Annotated in this window: 18 protein-coding genes; 3 read left to right on the top strand and 15 right to left on the bottom strand. The window is 46.1% G+C overall.

What is annotated here, in order from left to right; all coding sequences use genetic code 11:
* Positions 1-7: 7 nt before the first annotated feature.
* The 9 genes from uvrB to VZT47_RS04575 all read right to left on the bottom strand — a co-directional run bounded on the left by uvrB (position 8) and on the right by VZT47_RS04575 (position 9,219).
* Positions 8-2,113, bottom strand: a complete 2,106-nt coding sequence (gene uvrB / locus VZT47_RS04615) for an excinuclease ABC subunit UvrB (protein WP_330223802.1) — start codon at positions 2,111-2,113, stop codon at positions 8-10.
* Positions 2,114-2,337: 224 nt separating this feature from the next.
* Complete coding sequence (gene rnc / locus VZT47_RS04610) at positions 2,338-3,072, bottom strand: ribonuclease III (protein WP_330223801.1); 735 nt, start codon at positions 3,070-3,072, stop codon at positions 2,338-2,340.
* Positions 3,069-4,316, bottom strand: a complete 1,248-nt coding sequence (gene fabF, locus VZT47_RS04605; protein WP_330223800.1) for a beta-ketoacyl-ACP synthase II — start codon at positions 4,314-4,316, stop codon at positions 3,069-3,071. The genes rnc and fabF overlap by 4 nt, the downstream gene beginning before the upstream one ends.
* 172 nt (positions 4,317-4,488) lie before the next feature.
* Positions 4,489-4,722 carry an acyl carrier protein gene (locus tag VZT47_RS04600; protein ID WP_008858827.1) on the bottom strand — a complete coding sequence of 78 codons (234 nt, stop codon included), beginning with the start codon at positions 4,720-4,722 and terminating at the stop codon, positions 4,489-4,491.
* Between the two features lie 156 nt (positions 4,723-4,878).
* Positions 4,879-5,622 (bottom strand): 3-oxoacyl-[acyl-carrier-protein] reductase, encoded by a 744-nt coding sequence (fabG, locus tag VZT47_RS04595; RefSeq protein WP_330223799.1) that lies wholly within the window; start codon positions 5,620-5,622, stop codon positions 4,879-4,881.
* Positions 5,623-5,625: 3 nt separating this feature from the next.
* Positions 5,626-6,564 (bottom strand): ACP S-malonyltransferase, encoded by a 939-nt coding sequence (fabD, locus tag VZT47_RS04590; RefSeq protein ID WP_330223798.1) that lies wholly within the window; start codon positions 6,562-6,564, stop codon positions 5,626-5,628.
* 27 nt (positions 6,565-6,591) lie between these two features.
* The gene (locus tag VZT47_RS04585; protein WP_330223797.1) at positions 6,592-7,587 is read right to left on the bottom strand and encodes a beta-ketoacyl-ACP synthase III; all 996 of its coding nucleotides are present in this window, start codon (positions 7,585-7,587) and stop codon (positions 6,592-6,594) included.
* Between the two features lie 38 nt (positions 7,588-7,625).
* Positions 7,626-8,666, bottom strand: coding sequence for a phosphate acyltransferase PlsX (plsX, locus tag VZT47_RS04580; RefSeq protein ID WP_330223796.1), 1,041 nt, complete (start codon positions 8,664-8,666; stop codon positions 7,626-7,628).
* On the bottom strand, positions 8,659-9,219 hold the full coding sequence (locus tag VZT47_RS04575) for a transcription factor (protein WP_330223795.1): 561 nt from the start codon (positions 9,217-9,219) through the stop codon (positions 8,659-8,661). Before VZT47_RS04575 ends, plsX begins: the two co-directional genes overlap by 8 nt.
* 337 nt (positions 9,220-9,556) lie before the next feature.
* On the opposite strand from VZT47_RS04575, the gene VZT47_RS04570 reads away from it, so the two are divergent.
* Positions 9,557-10,633, top strand: coding sequence for an NAD(P)H-dependent flavin oxidoreductase (locus tag VZT47_RS04570; RefSeq protein WP_330223794.1), 1,077 nt, complete (start codon positions 9,557-9,559; stop codon positions 10,631-10,633).
* Between the two features lie 120 nt (positions 10,634-10,753).
* On the opposite strand, the gene pyrE is transcribed toward VZT47_RS04570, so the two are convergent.
* From pyrE to VZT47_RS04545, 5 genes are all read right to left on the bottom strand, one after another.
* The gene (gene pyrE / locus VZT47_RS04565; RefSeq protein ID WP_330223793.1) at positions 10,754-11,344 is read right to left on the bottom strand and encodes an orotate phosphoribosyltransferase; all 591 of its coding nucleotides are present in this window, start codon (positions 11,342-11,344) and stop codon (positions 10,754-10,756) included.
* Positions 11,341-12,081 (bottom strand): orotidine-5'-phosphate decarboxylase, encoded by a 741-nt coding sequence (gene pyrF / locus VZT47_RS04560; RefSeq protein ID WP_330223792.1) that lies wholly within the window; start codon positions 12,079-12,081, stop codon positions 11,341-11,343. The genes pyrE and pyrF overlap by 4 nt, the downstream gene beginning before the upstream one ends.
* Before the next feature lie 145 nt (positions 12,082-12,226).
* A complete protein-coding gene (locus VZT47_RS04555; protein WP_330223791.1) occupies positions 12,227-13,159 on the bottom strand; it encodes a hypothetical protein in 933 nt (310 codons plus the stop codon).
* Between the two features lie 10 nt (positions 13,160-13,169).
* Positions 13,170-14,117 carry a phosphodiester glycosidase family protein gene (locus VZT47_RS04550; protein ID WP_330223790.1) on the bottom strand — a complete coding sequence of 316 codons (948 nt, stop codon included), beginning with the start codon at positions 14,115-14,117 and terminating at the stop codon, positions 13,170-13,172.
* A 72-nt stretch (positions 14,118-14,189) separates the two neighbouring features.
* Entirely contained in the window at positions 14,190-15,089 is a 900-nt protein-coding gene (locus tag VZT47_RS04545; protein WP_330223789.1) for a polysaccharide deacetylase family protein, read from the bottom strand.
* A 312-nt stretch (positions 15,090-15,401) separates the two neighbouring features.
* On the opposite strand from VZT47_RS04545, the gene VZT47_RS04540 reads away from it, so the two are divergent.
* Together VZT47_RS04540 and VZT47_RS04535 are read left to right on the top strand one after the other, a co-directional pair.
* Positions 15,402-16,538, top strand: coding sequence for an N-acetylmuramoyl-L-alanine amidase family protein (locus VZT47_RS04540; RefSeq protein WP_330223788.1), 1,137 nt, complete (start codon positions 15,402-15,404; stop codon positions 16,536-16,538).
* A 14-nt stretch (positions 16,539-16,552) separates the two neighbouring features.
* Positions 16,553-17,104, top strand: coding sequence for a GerMN domain-containing protein (locus VZT47_RS04535; protein ID WP_330223787.1), 552 nt, complete (start codon positions 16,553-16,555; stop codon positions 17,102-17,104).
* 23 nt (positions 17,105-17,127) lie between these two features.
* Here the strand turns inward: VZT47_RS04535 and VZT47_RS04530 are convergent.
* The coding region (locus tag VZT47_RS04530) for a group II intron maturase-specific domain-containing protein (RefSeq protein ID WP_330223786.1) at positions 17,128-17,635 on the bottom strand (508 nt) is incomplete at its 5' end.

Below are 17,635 nucleotides of genomic sequence, written 5' to 3'. Positions count from 1 at the left end.
TTCTCTCTTATATTCTCTTTTTTGATGGTTTATAAATCCGTTTACGACCGGCACTGACCCGCTTCATGGCAGCTTCTGCCCGGGAACCATAACGATCTGTCCACAGCTGGCGGAGTTTTGCAAGCTGGTCGCGCCACATGGCAGCTTCTTCAAATTCCAGTGATTTGGCAGCCCGTTTCATATCCTTTTCGGTCTGCTGCATCTGCAGATACAATTCCTCGTCAGAAAGTTCATCCTTTCCTACGGATTTGTGATAGCCTTCCGGTTTTTCTTCAATCTTTGTCAGATCGATAAGATCTTTAACTCGTTTCTGTACCGTATGTGGTGTGATATGGTGTTCTTTATTATAGGCCATCTGAATATCGCGGCGGCGGTTTGTTTCATCAATGGCATACTGCATCGATTTGGTCACCGTATCCGCATACATGATGACATGGCCATGCTCATTACGGGCAGCCCGTCCAATCACCTGTATCATGGATGTTTCAGACCTTAAAAACCCTTCCTTGTCGGCATCAAGAATGGCTACCAGAGATACTTCCGGCATATCCAGACCTTCACGAAGAAGGTTGATTCCTACGAGTACATCAAAAACACCGGCTCGAAGATCACGGATAATTTCTGCTCTTTCGATGGTAGCCACATCGGAATGAAGATACCTGACCTTCACTCCCGCTTCAGTCAGGAAATCAGTCAGATCTTCCGCCATCTTTTTCGTAAGCGTGGTAATGAGCACTCTTTCGTGCAAATCCTCCCGCTTGTGAATCTCCCCGAGAAGATCATCCATCTGTTCTTCTATGGGTCGGACTTCAATACTTGGATCAAGCAGTCCGGTGGGCCTGATAATCTGTTCAGCCAGATTCGTCTGCACTCCCATTTCATAAGGCCCGGGAGTGGCAGATACATAAATAATCTGATTGATTCTTTCCGTGAATTCGTCAAAAGTCAGAGGCCGGTTATCGAGGGCGCTGGGCAGGCGGAAGCCATAATCTACCAGTGTCCTCTTTCTGGACTGGTCTCCATTGTACATGGCTCGAAGCTGAGGTACGGTAACATGGGATTCGTCAATCATGATCATGAAATCATCCGGGAAATAATCAAGCAACGTATAGGGCGGCTCGCCGGGTTTCCGGTTCGACATATGCCGGGAATAATTTTCAATCCCTGAACAGTAACCTACTTCCTGCATCATTTCTATATCATAATTTGTCCGTTGCTCCAGACGCTGCGCTTCCAGCAGCTTATCCTGACTGCGCAGGATCTTAAGCTGCTGCTGCAGTTCCTCTTCAATGGAAGTTATGGCCTTTCTCAGTTTGTCAGAGCTTGTAACGTAATGGGAAGCCGGGAAAATGCCGATATGATTTCTCTCCGCAACCATCTCCCCGGTAAGTACATCAAATTCAGTAAGGGAATCAATTTCATCCCCGAACATTTCAATTCGTACGGCTATATTGTTCTCTGACGCGGGAAAAACATCGATCGTATCACCCCGGACCCGGAAAGTATCGCGGGTGAAATTCATGTCATTCCGCATATACTGCATATTGACCAGTTTCTCAATAATGGTATCCCGTTCTATTTCTTCCCCGGGCCTTAGGGAAAGACCCATGGTACTGTAATCCTCCGGGTCCCCAAGGCCATAAATACAGGACACGGAAGCTACGATAATAACATCCCTGCGCTCAAAAAGGGCCATCGTGGCAGAATGACGAAGTCGGTCAATTTCCTCATTTCGGGAAGAGTCTTTTTCAATGTATGTATCTGTCTGCGGGACATAGGATTCCGGCTGATAATAGTCATAATAACTGACAAAATAATAAACCGCATTATCCGGAAAGAAGTCTTTGAATTCGCTGGCCGTCTGAGCCGCCAGTGTCTTGTTTGGCGAAATAATAAGCGTCGGCCTCTGTACTTCTTCAATTACTTTGGCCATAGTAAAAGTCTTGCCTGTTCCCGTTGCCCCAAGCAAGACCTGAGCCCAGTCACCTTCTTTCAGCCCTTTGACAAGGGATTCTACTGCTTTTGGCTGATCTCCCATTGGCTTGAATGGCGCTTTCAATTGGAAAGGAATCGCCGGCTCCGTATATTGACGTTTGATTCTGGAACGATCCATACCAGTTCTCCTGTATCTTTACCTGCCCGTCAATGCAAATCTGCCGGGTATCTTACATGAATTATCGAATTTTTTCTATTTTATTATATCATAAGAGCCTATTAAAATGAACAAATAAAGAACGGACTTTTGGTAATTTCAAAAATCAAGGTGCATTAAACTGAGAATTAAACAAATCATATCAAAAAAAGTGAAGAAATGAAAACTCACTTCTTCACTCTGTTTCATACTCTTTCACCGGATTGAATCCGCTTGATAGCCTCTTTAGCTGCCCGCTGGGCAGCTTCCTTTTTGTTTTTACCTATGCCGCTTCCAAAATCCTTGCCATTAATGAGGATATGCATCCAGATAGTTTTATCATGGTCCGGTCCTTCATCATGGGTTACTTCATAACGGATGCTGACATCGCCATGTTTCTGGACCAACTCCTGAAGATCAGATTTATAATCATGATCATAGTTTCCTTCATCAATAAGATCCAGATATTTCTTCAGGTGTCCGAGTATAAATCGGGCTGCCACCTCATAATTATTATCCAGATAAATAGCCCCTATAACAGCTTCGAAAGCATCACCCAGGATAGAAACCCTTGTCCTGCCGCCGGACATTTCTTCGCCCCGTCCAAGAAGCATATAGCGACCCACCTGAAATTTTGCTGCACATTCAGCACAGGCCGGTTTGCAGACAGCGCTGGCTTTGGCTCTTGTCAACTCTCCCTCCGGCCATGTAGGAAACCGCAGAAAGAGATATTCTCCGACTACCAGATCAAGCACTGCATCGCCAAGGAATTCCAATCTCTCATTATCATGAATGACTTCATTTTTATGTTCATTGGCATAGGAAGTATGGGTCAAGGCAATATTCAACAGTCCATAATTTTTAATAGGAAGTTCGTTCTCCTCCACGAACCGTCGAACTTCAAGCAGACGTTCTTTCCGTCTTGCCTCGGCATGACTCATTCTTCATAACGCCTCATGATGACAACTGCATTGTGTCCGCCAAAGCCAAAGGCATTGGACATAGTCACATTCACATTCACATCTCTCGGACCTTCCTGAACATAGTCAAGATCACATTCCGGATCCGGAGTCTTCAAATTAAGGGTCTGATGAACACGGTTATGCTGGATAGAAAGCACGCATACCACGGCTTCGATAGCACCGGCAGCACCAAGGAGATGACCAGTCATGGATTTTGTGGAATTAATCACCACTTCATAAGCATGTTTACCAAGGACATCTTTAATAGCCTTGGTTTCATTCTTGTCGTTCAAACCAGTGGAAGTACCATGAGCATTGATGTAATCAATATCATCCGGAGAAATGCCGGCATCTTTGATGGCTCTTTCCATGCACTTTGCAGCCAGAAGTCCGCCCGGTCTGGGAGCAGTGATGTGATATGCATCGCCATTGGAACCATAACCGATTACTTCACCATAAATATGAGCGCCTCTCTTTTTGGCATGTTCCAGCTCTTCCAGAATCAGCATTCCACTGCCTTCGCCAAGAACAAAACCATCTCGTCTTTCATCAAAGGGGCAGGATGCTTCTTCCGGAGGACAATCTCTGGAAGAAAGTGCTTTCATGGCGGCAAATCCGGCCATCGGAGTCTTCGCCACGGCAGCTTCCGTACCGCCGGCAAACATAACGTCCGCGTCACCATACTGAATAGTCCTGGTTGCCCGGCCGATAGCATTATTTCCGGAAGCGCAGGCAGTAACATCTGCAAGAACCGGTCCCATAAGTCCAAAATTAATGGATACCTGTCCGGCTGCCATATTGGCAATCATCATAGGCACTGAAAATGGATTTACCTTGGCCGGTCCCCTGGTATCGATGCGATGAACTGTATCTTCCATAGTAGTAATACCGCCGATACCAGTACCAATAATGGTCCCAATACGATCCGGATCTTCCACGCTCATATCCAATTTTGCATCGGCAGCAGCCATGGTTGCCGCAGCTACTGCAAACTGAACATTTCTATCCATGTGGCGGACAGCCTTCCTATCCCCTACATATTTCACAGCATCAAAATCCTTAACTTCTCCGGCAATACGAACGGGGAAATCCGATGCGTCGAATTCCGTAATCGGCCCAATGCCGGATTTTCCTGCCATCAGGGCATTCCAGAATTCATCCTTGCCAATACTTATCGGTGTCACTACACCAACACCCGTAATTACAACTCTTCTTTTTTCCATAAAGGAGCACCTCTTAAAAAACATAATGCAAACGATAGCAAACAGGACAAAACCTCAAAAAAACGGATGACGGACAGTAATCCGCTTTTTTGAGGCATTTTCCCCAAATCATACTGGTTTGCCGGGGAAGCATGTTCCCCGGCGCCACTATGCATATTTCTGATTCTTTCAATTACTGAATCTGGCTGTCAATGTAATCTACAGCATTCTTTACGGTTTTAATTTTTTCTGCTGCATCATCCGGAATTTCGATATCGAATTCTTCTTCGAATGCCATGATCAGTTCAACGATGTCAAGGGAATCAGCGCCCAGGTCGTCAATGAAAGTAGAATCGATAGTTACGTCAGCTTCGTTTACACCCAGCTGATCAACAACGATTTTCTTTACTCTGTCAAAAGTGCTCATTATAATTTTCACCACCTTTCGTTGAAATTCGTACCTTCCTGATTATATTACAACTACGAGAGCTTGTCACCTTTTTTCCTGTTAAATAAAGAAAATCTTATTTCTTTTATTTAACAGGAAAAAAGGATTGAGAAAATTTCACATTTCCCCACAGATTTACATCACCATACCGCCATCCACAACCAGTACCTGCCCGGTTATGTAGGAAGCTTCTTCAGAGGCCAGGAAACAAACAGCTTTAGCTACATCTTCCGGCTGCCCCATCCGACCCAGAGGAATCGAAGCAATCATTTCGTCTCTAAGCTTTGCCGGAATCCCGTCAGTCATGGCAGTTTCAATAAATCCCGGTGCCACGGCATTGACTCTGATATGACGAGGAGCCAATTCTTTGGCACAGGCTTTGGTTAATCCGATAACACCTGCTTTAGCAGCTGCATAGTTGGCCTGACCTGCATTGCCCATCACACCTACTACAGAAGAAATATTGATAATAGACCCTTTTTTCTTTCTCATCATCATCATGGCGGCCGCTTTGATTGTCAGGAAATCGCTCTTAAGATCCGTGGCAATCACATCATCCCAGTTATCTTCTTTCATACGGATCAGCAGGGCATCCCTGTTAATCCCGGCATTATTAACCAGCACATCAAGTGTGCCAAATTCTTCTTTAACGGTTTTGAAAATGCGGTCAACATCTTCTGCTCTGGACACATCACCCTGAAGGAGGATGGCCTTTCCGCCAGCGGCTTCAATCTCATCCTTCACCTTAGCTGCCGCATCGTGACTGCCCGCATAATTAATAGCAACCGTATAGCCGCTGCCAGCCAGTTTAAGAGCGATGGCACGGCCAATCCCACGGGAAGCCCCGGTAACAAGGGCGGTTCTTTGAATATCTTCCATCACTTATTCTCCCTTTAAAGCTTTAACGACTTCTTCCAGCGTTGCCAAATCTTCGGCATGATGGCATGGAATGGAACGGTCAATCTTTCTCATGAATCCGGAAAGGACTGTGCCCGGGCCGGCTTCAACCGTATAATCAACTCCACCTTCAATCATGTTTCTGATAGATTCTTCCCAGAGTACGGGGTGTGCTGCCTGCTCCACCAGGTTCTTCCTGATTTCGTCAGCCTTCATTTCTTCTTTTGCATTTACATTGGCTACTACCGGAATAAATGTATCATGAATATCGATGTGATCAAGAACTTCCTTCAGTTTAGAAGCAGCCGGTTCCATCAACGTAGAATGGAAGGGCGCACTCACTTTCAGCATAATGGCACGGCGTGCGCCGGCTTCCTTAAGCGCTTTGCATGCCTTTTCTACAGCTTTTGCAGCACCGGCAATGACAACCTGACCGGGGCAATTGAAATTTACAGCCTGTACAGGGCAGGTTTCTTCAGAAACCTCTTTGCATACTTCCACAATTCTTTCCGGCTTCAGGCCAATGACTGCTGCCATTCCTCCTTCACCCAGCGGTACTGCTTCCTGCATGAAACGACCGCGAAGATGAACTGTATTTACTGCATCGGCAAAAGACATCGCACCTGCGGCAACAAGGGCCGAATATTCGCCAAGGCTGTGCCCGGCGGCAATGTCCGGCTCGATCCCCTGTTCCTTCAATACCTTCCATACAGCCACACTGGCTGTCAAAATGGCAGGCTGAGTAAATTCAGTCTTCATCAGATCCGTATCCGGTCCTTCAAACATCATTTTGGAAATTGAAAAGCCCAGCGTATCATCAGCTTCATGAATCAGTTTTTTGACAGAATCATATTTCTCATACAAATCGTGGACCATGCCCACTTTTTGTGAGCCCTGTCCGGGGAAAAGAAATGCTTTTTTCATATAATCACCTCATTGAAATCAAAGGATTCAATAAATCCATCTCAATACGTCAGAGCCCCATGTGAGTCCGGCGCCAAATCCCGAAAGGACGACAATGTCACCTCTTTTTACTCTTCCGGCCCTGACAGCCTCGTCCAGAGCAATCCCTACAGAAGCTGCCGACGTATTGCCAAAACGGTTCACATTGACCCACATTTTATCGGCCGGTATCCCCAACCTTTTGGCAATGGCCTGGATAATCCGATTATTGGCCTGATGGGCAATGAACATGTCAATATCTTCTTTTTGGAGTCCGGCCTTATCTAAAGCATTTAGTGTGGTTGCTCCCATATGTCTTACGGCAGCTTTGAAGACCTCCGGGCCTTCCATATGAATATAAATACGGCCGGAATCAATAGAACGGTGAGTTACAGGTTCCGCCACTCCACTGGCAGGAATATCCAGAATTTTTCCCAGACTTCCATCGGATCCGAGATCAGAGGAAAGAAGTCCATAACCTTCCTCTGTTTCCCCAATCACGGCAGCACCTGCCCCATCACCAAAAAGCACACAGGTGGAACGATCATGCCAGTTGGTTAGACGGGAAAGTATTTCTGCCCCGATGATCAATATATGTCTGTACATACCTGATTTTACCAGATTGGATGCCAAAGCCGTGGCATAAATGAAACCCGAACAGCCTGCAGAAATATCCATAGCGCCTGCATGGGTAAGTCCCAGCTTGTCCTGCACGAGACAGGCCGTAGAGGGAACCACATAGTCTGGAGATGCAGTTGCTACCAGTACGAAATCAATATCATCGGGCTCAAGACCGGCAGCTTCTATGGCCGGCAATGCAGCTTTCACACATAAATCAGATGTATTCTCTGACCTGGCTGCCAGATGCCTCATTTCAATGCCGGTTCTCGTTCGAATCCATTCATCCGAGGTATCCACCATTTTTTCCAAATCACTATTTGTCAGTATTTTTTCAGGAACATAATGACCGGTTCCCAGAATGCCGGCATATCGTTTTTCTATCATTCCAAGAATCCCTTTCCGGTAAAAGTCAAACTTTAATATTAAGCGTTTTCCGCGCTTTCCGTATTTTCTTTGTTCATCTGTTCCAGTGTTTCTTTAATAGCCTCATCAATGTGCTCACGGCACACATTTCTTGCCATATAAACGGCATTTTTAATAGCTTTTGCTTTGGATGCGCCATGGCAGATGACCACTACCCCTTTAATACCCAGGAGCTGGGCTCCGCCGTATTCAGCGTAATCAAGAGGCTTTGCCATATATTTTTTCAGGGCGGACTTCAGGAACAAAGCCCCCAGCTTTGCCTTGAACCCCCCTTTTGCAATGGCATTCTTTAGAAGGGCAAATACAAGCCTTCCTGCCCCTTCACCAAATTTCAGGACTACATTACCGGTAAATCCGTCAGTCACTACTACGTCAAAGTCACCGGTCATCACATCCCGTCCTTCTGCATTGCCTGCAAAAGGAATAATCTTCTGCCTGGAAAGGGCCTGATAAGCTTCTGCCACAAGAGGACTTCCCTTCGCGCTTTCCGCACCGATATTCAGCAGGCCAATTTTAGGATTATCGATGCCTGCCACTTTTTTAGCATAAATATAGCCGAGGAGAGCATTCTGGACATAGGTTTCCAATTTAGGCTGGGCACTTGCACCGGAATCAATGAGGTAAGTATAGCCGCCCTTTTCATTAGGAATAGGCGTAAGAATAGCAGGCCGTTCGATCCCGCGAATTCTGCCTATACCGAGGAGTCCCGCCGTAACTGCAGCTCCGGTAGACCCGGGTGCTACGATAGCGCCGCATTTGCCTTCCCTGACAAGCTTTGCGCCCACAGATATGGAAGCATCTTTTTTCTTCCTGTAAGCCATTCCCGGATGCTCACCCATTTCAATGACCTGGGACGCATGCTGTATTTCAATGAGGGGATTGGTTTCCTCATGATTGTTTTTCAGAATATCAATAATCTTCTCCTGATCACCTACAAGCACGACGGGAATTTTATATTCCCGTACCGCCTGAATGGCACCAAGCACAATTTCCAGTGGTGCGAAATCACCACCCATTGCATCAATCGCTATTTTATCCATGGGCAGCCTCCATCTGACCTGAAATTTCCATGATAAACTTTGCCCGGTAAACTTCCAGATCTCCCCGGAAAAAGCTGATGTAAATATGTTTTTTATTCCCCCGCATAAGGACTATCCGTCCTTTGACAATAAGTACGGAGCCCGGCTGTACGGGAATCTTATACTTGATATTTCCTACCTGAGTAGATGCAAAAGGCACTCCGGCAAGAGACTGGGCAAATCCGGCCGCAGCGCCATACAATTTTTCTGCAGAAACCATGCCGGCCTGATCAACCATTTCCTCAGTCGTGGTAAAAAGCCCTACCCCTTTTTCCCCAATGTCCAAATCCAGAATTCTTACATCCGACCGGCCTTCGGTAGGCTGCAATGCAACCAGCTGCTCGACCCTTTCCCGCATCTGGGGAATCCCCAAAGCCTGCCGGTCCAGTCTGATTGTAGCTATGGAAACAGAAAAATGTTCTGCCAGATCCCCATCTGTCAGACATGGATTGTGGCGGAGCAAAGTCTGTATGGCTTCTCTTCTTTCATTTTTATCCATTTTACACTTTTCCATAAATTATCACCTGCTGTTAATACTATACCACAAAATGACAAGTACTGCATAGTCATAATCGAAATAAAAGCAGTACTGCCGCCTGCCAAAAATCAACGGGGATCCTATGATTTCTGTCGTCTCACGCTTTTTCAGATATTAATTTTTATTTCTTCGTTCAAATATATAAACTATATTGTATTTTTGTTATATTATTTATTTCCATTATTTTTGTTATTTTCATTGACTTACATCGCATAATGTAATAATATACAGTAAATATCAATTGTTTTTGTATTCTATATTTATTAAATATTATATTGATTTTGTATGATTTTATTTCAAACAGGAGTTTACCATGACTTTACCAAAACTGCATATCGGAGATTTGACTGCCAGCTTTCCTATCATTCAGGGAGGTATGGGAATCGGTGTCAGTCTTTCGGGACTGGCCGGTGCCGTGGCAAAAGAAGGAGGGATCGGCGTCATTTCAGCCGCCCAAATCGGGTTCAATGAGCCTGACTTTCGCACCAATACGGTGAATGCCAATATCCGTGCCCTTAAGGATCAGCTTAAAAAGGCAAGAGAGAAAGCTAAAAGCGGTATCATTGGTGTCAATATCATGTGGCGGGGCCGGCATTATGAAGATTATGCCCGTACTGCCGCCGAAAATGGCGCGGATATCATTTTCTCCGGAGCCGGTCTCCCTGCAGATTTGCCGGTATGTGTAGAAGGCACTGATACCAAAATCGCTCCCATCATCGGGTCTCCCAAAGCTGCAAGGGTCATTCTGAAACTTTGGGCCCGTCATCATAACCGTACAGCCGATCTGGTCGTCATCGAAGGTCCTAAGGCGGGCGGCCATCTGGGATACACCAGGGAGCAGGTAGCTGAACATGCCAATGACGGTTACGAGAAAGAAATTCTGGAAATCCTTGATGTAATAAAAGAGTTTGAGGAAAAATTCCATAAAAAAATTCCTGTCGTGTTTGGTGGAGGAGTTTTTGACAAAAAAGATATTCTCCATTATCTGTCTTTGGGTCTATCCGGCGTTCAGATGGCAACCCGCTTCGTAGCCACAAAAGAATGTGATGCCTCTGATGCTTTTAAAAACATGTATGTCAACTCAAAGGCAAAAGATGTTACCATCGTACAGAGCCCTGTTCATATGCCGGGAAGAGCTCTCCTGAATCCCTTCATCTGCGCGGTCCGTGAGCGCCGTATGCCGGTAACGAATTGTTTCCACTGCCTGAAAACCTGTGATCCTGGCACGACACCTTACTGCATTACGCAGGCTCTCATCCGTGCGGTCAAAGGAGATGTAGACAACGGGCTGGTATTCTGCGGAGCCAATGCCTGGAAAATCGACAAAATTACAACGGTCCACAACCTTTTTGTTGAGCTGACTGAAGGGCAGGAAGTCGTCAGGGATTAAATCATCTGCTTAAGAACATCTGATATAATCAGCTTTCTTCCTTTGTCCAGCAGCTATAAAGCATAATAAAAACTCCGGAAATTCCGGAGTTTTTATTATGGAAATCAATTTATAAAATGGTTATTTCTTCAGGTGATGGCTTCCTCTTTCGGTAAGCGGAACGCCAGCCTTGCACAGAGGACATTCATCCGGCTTATAGGTCGGAACCGTCAGGTGCAGCAGAGGATATACTTTTTCAGGAGGAACGCCGAAATCAGCAATGCCGCCGGAACGATCAACCAGAAGACCGATTCCGACAATGTCTCCTTTTGCTTTATTGACAACGTCAACGACTTCTTTGATCGATCCGCCAGTAGTGACAATATCTTCCACAATCAGGACTTTTTCACCGGGGGCCACCTTAAATCCACGGCGAAGAGTCATTTTGCCATTTTCTCTTTCCGTAAAGATGGAACGGACGCCAAGAAGGCGGGCAGTGACTTGAGAGAGAATAATGCCGCCGGTAGCAGGTCCGATGACCGTTTCAATTCCCATCCCCTTGAAATGACTGGCAAATTCTTCACAAAGTTTTTCCGTGTATTCAGGATGCTGAAGAACATTGAATTTTTCAACATAGAGCGGGCTATGGAGACCGCTGGTGAGAAGGAAATGTCCTTCCAGAATGGCTCTCGTCTCTTTGAGTAAAGCTTCTACTTCTTTTTCGTTCATCATGCATTCTCCTTTATTTCTTTTAAAATCAGCCTGGCTGCCGTGCAGGGATCTATGGCCTGTGTAATAGGCCGGCCAATAACAAGCATGGAAGACCCATCTTTAAATGCCTGAGACGGCGTTGCTATACGTTTCTGATCATCGGTCTGGGCAAAAGATGGACGGATACCCGGCGTAACAATCAGGAAATCGTTTCCTGCCATTTTACGGATAGAAGCAGCCTCTTTGGGGGATGCTACCACGCCATCAACGCCTGAATTTCTGGCAAGTCCGGCAAGTTCAAGGACATGCTCCTGAATAGGCAGATGTCCTCCCACCTCCTGCCATCCCTGATCATCAAAACTTGTCAGGACGGTAACTGCGAGAATCTTCGGCCTTTCCACCCCAAGTTCATCGGCTGTGATTTTTGCATATCGGGATGCTGCCTGCATCATGGCACGACCGCCGGCTGCATGAACAGTAATGAGATTTACTCCCAGTCTGGTAACTGATGCCACACTATGTCCCACGGTATTGGGAATATCATGAAGCTTCAAATCAAGAAATACTTTTTTCCCGTGTTCTTTCAGATAACGAATGGTTTCACTGCCTGCACTGTAATAGAGTTCCATTCCCACTTTATAGAAGGAAACGAGATCCCCCAATTCATCTACCAGCGCTTTCATTTTGTCAAAGGAATCCACGTCCAGGGCCACGATCAGTCTGTCATCGGCTGTATAGATTTCTTCGTCTCTATCCATTAAATTGCCTCCTTTCCTGTAACAATCACTAACTCTGAATTATTATACCATTTTGGCCTGTATATGACAGCACCAAATTCTATCTTTCCCTTTCCGAAATACACAAAATCCGTGAGCAATGATTGATCATGTTCACGGATTTTCATCATTTATTGGAATGCAGGGCCGCTTCTTTAATCATATGGATTGTAATGGAATTAAATTCGACCGGAGTATCCAGGGCTTTCACTTCTTTAAAGCCCACCCCGAGCATACCCGTATAGTAGGCAGTAGCTTCTCCTTTTGAATTAATTTTGGCGGCGTAAATGGTCTTATCATCGCCAAGGCCGACCAGGCGGAATGCGCCGGGCGGGGAAATAACACGCCAGGAACTGTCATCCCCGTTAAAAGTATACATGATTCCCTTCTGACTGTCATCATAAAACAGGCGATCTTTATCATAGTACACAGCCAGCTTTCCAATATGGGATGTCTGTACGTAAATCCGGCGGGTATCATAGTTCGCATCAGTGCGATAAATGCGGTAAAGTCCCTTCCCCACTTCCATTTTCATATAGACCGCATTCGTAGCCGTGGAGTAAGCAACATCCACAATTTTTGCATTTCTGGGGAGATCGCGGATAGGAGCATCTGATTCATGGGTGGTCCCTTCCGGGTTATATCTGGCCAGGGTGACATCCCAGCGGCCGCCTTTCCAATGAACAGGGTAAAGGGCCATAAGTGCCAGGTTGCGGTCAGGCATCCATTCAAAGAAGGAAACGCCCTGATTTTTCAGATTAATTTTCTGCGGATTATTCAGTGCCTCGGCTTTGTAGATAGTGACTGAATCGGCCGTTACATCAGCCATATATTTATAGTCATAAGAGTAATAAGCTTTACCTTTGACAGTCACGCCGGCAAAAATCTTTTTCCCCGCTTTTTCAGCTGCCTCAGCCACCTTATCTTTTACATCACTCATGTCATAATCGCCACTCGAAAGGGGCGCGAAGAGCACCTGATCCATGTATACATAGGCGCCTGCCTGCACGCCGAGTCCCAGGACAAAGCAGACTGCAAATTCAACGAATTTTTTATTCACTCTGTCCTCCTTATTTCACGATAAATGCGGTCGGAATCATGCGCTCGCCAAGAAGGTCTGCCGGCTTGTTCACAACTTTTCCATTGTAATACAGAGTGGTGGAAGAACCACCATCCAGATTGGCTGCTATGTAAGCGCCATTTTCGTAAAGGATATTCTGGGAATCGACCAGAGTGGCGCCGATGCTGTATCCCGGCTGCCGTCCGTCTATAACAAGGAAAAGCATGGTACCGTCTTTTTTCTGCCCAATGGCAGAACGTGGTGAGATTCCCCAGCCGCCGTCACCGCTTTTGATGACTTTCTGTCCGTTAATGATAAGAGGCGGCCCGAATGTCAGGCCTTCAACGGCGCCCAAATCACGCAGTTGTTTCTTATTATAGTTGCCGGCAATCAGGTTGCCGCTCCTTGTCATGCCCACGAAATCAACTTTCTCTTTGTCATCTACCTGCTGGCCTAGAAGGTACTTGCCCTGGTGAAGAATAAAGCCGTAAGGCAGACGGCCCGTACCTGTTCCGTTCGGATCATAAAAACCTCCACCATTAATAGCCGCTACAGCATTATTTTTCTTGGCGATATTGCTGGTAGTATCCCCTTTTTCATTGATATCCTCTGCTGTAGCCACCTGGACACGGGTTGGATTCGGTATTTCCAGAAGATATCCCACAAAGCGGGAAGTTTCTATCTTTTTCAGTTTCAGGGTGGAATCGGTTCTGGGTTTGAAGGAAAATACCTTCTGCGTATCCGTTGTCTTTACGACGCCCAGAATCCGGTTCAGTTCATCCTGGTTATACAGCCAGGTAATATACTGGGGATGCCGGGATCTCATGATGGCCCCCACCACCGCTCTTTTCAGGTTTCCAAATGGTCCGAAAAGGACAACAATCGGCGATGTAACGATGAAGAAAATCAGAGTCATAATGACGAAACGGAAAATAAAGTTATGAAAAATACGTTTCATTCCTGCTCCTAATGTAAGACGATAGATTTGCGTGCAAAAAGCATCCGCTTCCTGAGGTGGAAGCAGGAAATATCAGACCGGGGTATAGTTATCTTTATTCAGCCGTTCCGAGAAACGGGCAATAGATATGTCGTTGCCGATATAGACTCTCTTTAAATCATAGGGATAGCTTCCTGCATGGACGCGTCCGGAATCGGTGGTGACTGCCATTTTGATACCGGCCTTTTTGCAGATCTTGATGATTTCATCATCGTAATCCCCATAGGGATAGGCGAGCCAGGCATTATCAATCCCCAGGTGGTATTTCAAAGCCTGATTGGCTCCCACGATTTCATTTTCTTTTTCTTTTGCCGTCGCCAGGTTATGAAGTTTGGGATGGGAAAGAGTATGGTTGGAAATCGTCACGGTATGGCTTTCCGCCATTTCCTTGAGCTGGTCCCAGGTCATGCGGTTATAAGGCTGACCCACATTGTCGGTAATGACGAAGAGAGTCCAGGGGAAGCCATATTCCTTCATTAAAGGATAAACAATTGTATAGCTGTCGAGGTATCCATCATCGAATGTAATGCAGACCGGTTTCTCCGGAAGGGCAGCTCCTTTTGTCACATAATCATAAAGTTCCTGCATGGTAATGGGATGGTACCCATGGTCTCTCAGGTAATTCATCTGGATGCGCAGATTGGCTTCCGACATAATGGCCGCATTCCCCTGCTCATTTCCAATCATATGGTACATCAGGACTGAGACGCCTTCGGGTACTGAATATTTAACACCGGCATCCCTGTGAACTACGGCCACCCCCGATTTGAGAGCAGTCTGTGATGATGAAGAAACAGCTGCGGAGGAAGCCTCTGAGGAAGCTGCTTTCTGCGTTTCCGAACCACAGCCGGAGCATAAAGAAAGTACTCCGGTGATTGCAAAAGATGCAGCGACGAGAGCTGCCATTTTCCGATATCCGGATAAAAATTTCAACTGTAAAACCCCTTTTAAAAAAGTACACAATATCTCATTTTGACAATATGTTATATTTTACTACTATTTTATTTCTTTCGCCATAAAAAACAGGGATAAATATGAAATTCACGCAGGGTACTGTTGAATCCCGATTGAATTTACTGATTTTTCTTAAAACATAATGGAGATTAAGAATGGGCGTGATATAATAGTATTATTATATCAGTCTATATAAAATTTTACGTATACAGGTTTCCCTGCTTCGTCTTTTCCTCTCCCGAACCGATATGGACCGGAGAATCGGAGCAGATCTTGGTAGAAAGGATTATTATGGAAAAATTTTATAAACTTTTATTTGCCCTATTGATTTCCCTTTTACTGCCCTCCAGTTTTTCCATGGCCGAGAATGCGGAAATCACTTCCTTCAGATGGACTGCCAGAAATGACGGGGATCCGCCTTTTGTCCGCATCGCCATGGATCTGTCAAAAGCCATCCATGCAGAAGCGGCTATCGATAATGAAGGCAAGAACTTTGAAGTCATCCTGAAAAAGACATCCATGGGGAAGATTGCCTCCCAGTATGACATGGACCCCCGGGCCATTGATTTTGCTACGGTTTCCGAAAGGGATGGCGACACGTACCTGGATGTGGCACTTTCCAAAGCGCAGAAGATTGATGATATCCGCGTTTTTGCACTCCGCCCGGATGCCAAACTGAAAAAGCCGCATCGCCTGGTTATCGATATTCCCGTGCTCGGGGCTAAACAGACTTATAAAAAACCGGCTGCATCCCCCGCACCGACGACGGCAAAGCCTTCCAAATCTTCCCAAAGTTCACGCTCTTCCCAGAAATACAATGTTTCAAAAGATGCCAAATCCGCACTGAAAGGGAAAATCATCTGTCTGGACCCGGGACACGGTGGTACGGACGTGGGAGCTATTGGCCATATCGGGGGAAAGGATGTCTATGAGAAAGATATCACTCTTTCCATTGCACTCCCGCTCCGTGATATGCTTCAGTCCGCAGGAGCTAAAGTCGTTATGACCCGTTCTGCAGATAAAGATGTATATGGCCCCTGGGCCAACGCTACACCTGAGCTTCAGGCCCGCTGTGATGTGGCCAATGAAGCTCATGCAGATGCATTTGTTTCTATTCACATTGATTCCTTCGCCAATGGTTCCATAGACGGCACCACCGCTTACTATACTGCAAAAAGTTCCCGTGACCTTCTCCTTGCCCAGATGATGCATCAGGCCACGCAGGATTCTCTTGCCATCCCGGACCGGGGCGTGAAATCCAATGATTTCTATGTCAATGAACATACCGCCATGCCATCGGTGCTTATGGAAATGGGATTCATCACCAACAGCCACCGGGCAAAGATGCTCACTTCCAAATGGGCGCCCAAGAGCATTGCCCAGAGCCTTTTCAATGGTCTTGTCAACTATTTTGCAGCAATCAGCTGAGGAGGAACTAAAGAATGAAAAAACACACTCTTATGACCGGGCTCGCCGGTATCCTTCTCATAAGTCTTGCCCTGTCGGGCTGTTCCAGTACCGATCCATCCGCATCCAGGAGCCTGTCTTCCCCTGCCCTTTCTGCCCAGGCGGAAAAAGCGCCGGCAGAGAAAGAAGCCACTCTGGTCTTCTATAAGGCATCGGAAGATGGACTCAAAATCATTCCGGTTCAGATGAAAGTAAAAGCAGCAGACCGCACGGCCAAAAACAGTATCGAGGAAATGATCCGCGCTGACCGTCATGCCAAATACCCGATTCTGCCGGCCGACCTGACGTTAAAAAGCATTTCCATTAAAGATGGGGTGGCTTATGTAAATTTCAATAAAAGTCTGAATACCCTGAACAGTGAAACGGCCCAGACTCTCTTTACTGCGATGACGGTGGATACGTTAACAGAATTTCCGAATATCCGGGAAGTGGAAATCACGGCGGAAGGCCAGGTGCCCCGGTTCCAGCTGGATATGACGAAACATTTCAAGCGGGATGAAAGCTATATCCGGATAGAGAAGGAATAAATATTTTCAATAGGGTAGAGTTATTAGCCCTCCCATTGCACCGTACGTACGGTCCTCGTATACGGCGCTACATTGTTACATCTATTCCTTAAGCTCAGATAGTACTTCAATGGATTGACCAATCCCGGTCTGTCCTTTGTCGGCGTTTCCAGCATTTTGTTGTTAATCAACCATTCGACGCAGGGCAGGTTTGCCCGTCTATACAGTCCTCTTCTGGAATTTCCTGCTATGAGAATCCATTTCCTGTCAATCCCATTGTGGGTTATGCGTTTCAGTATTTCAAGGTTCTTGATGATTGTTCTTGGCCTTTTCCATTGTTTGAGGATAATTGCCCTCACCCGATGTCTAAGCCATTTCCCAAATTCTTTCATGAAACTTTTCATTTCCCCAATGCTGAAGTAGTTTATCCATCCTCGGATTGTGCAGTTCAACTTTGTGAAATTTTCGCAGTTGCTCCTGGCAGCTGCTTTCTTCCTCTGCAGGAGTCCCCTGCATTTGGATACAAATTTCTTTTCCCGGTCTTTTGCCGGT

Origin of the sequence: Dialister sp. (assembly GCF_036343215.1) — a bacterium.
Classification (GTDB): domain Bacteria; phylum Bacillota; class Negativicutes; order Veillonellales; family Dialisteraceae; genus Dialister.
The sequence above is the reverse complement of the archived record's forward strand: the minus strand, read 5'-3'. Positions and strand labels throughout refer to the sequence as shown.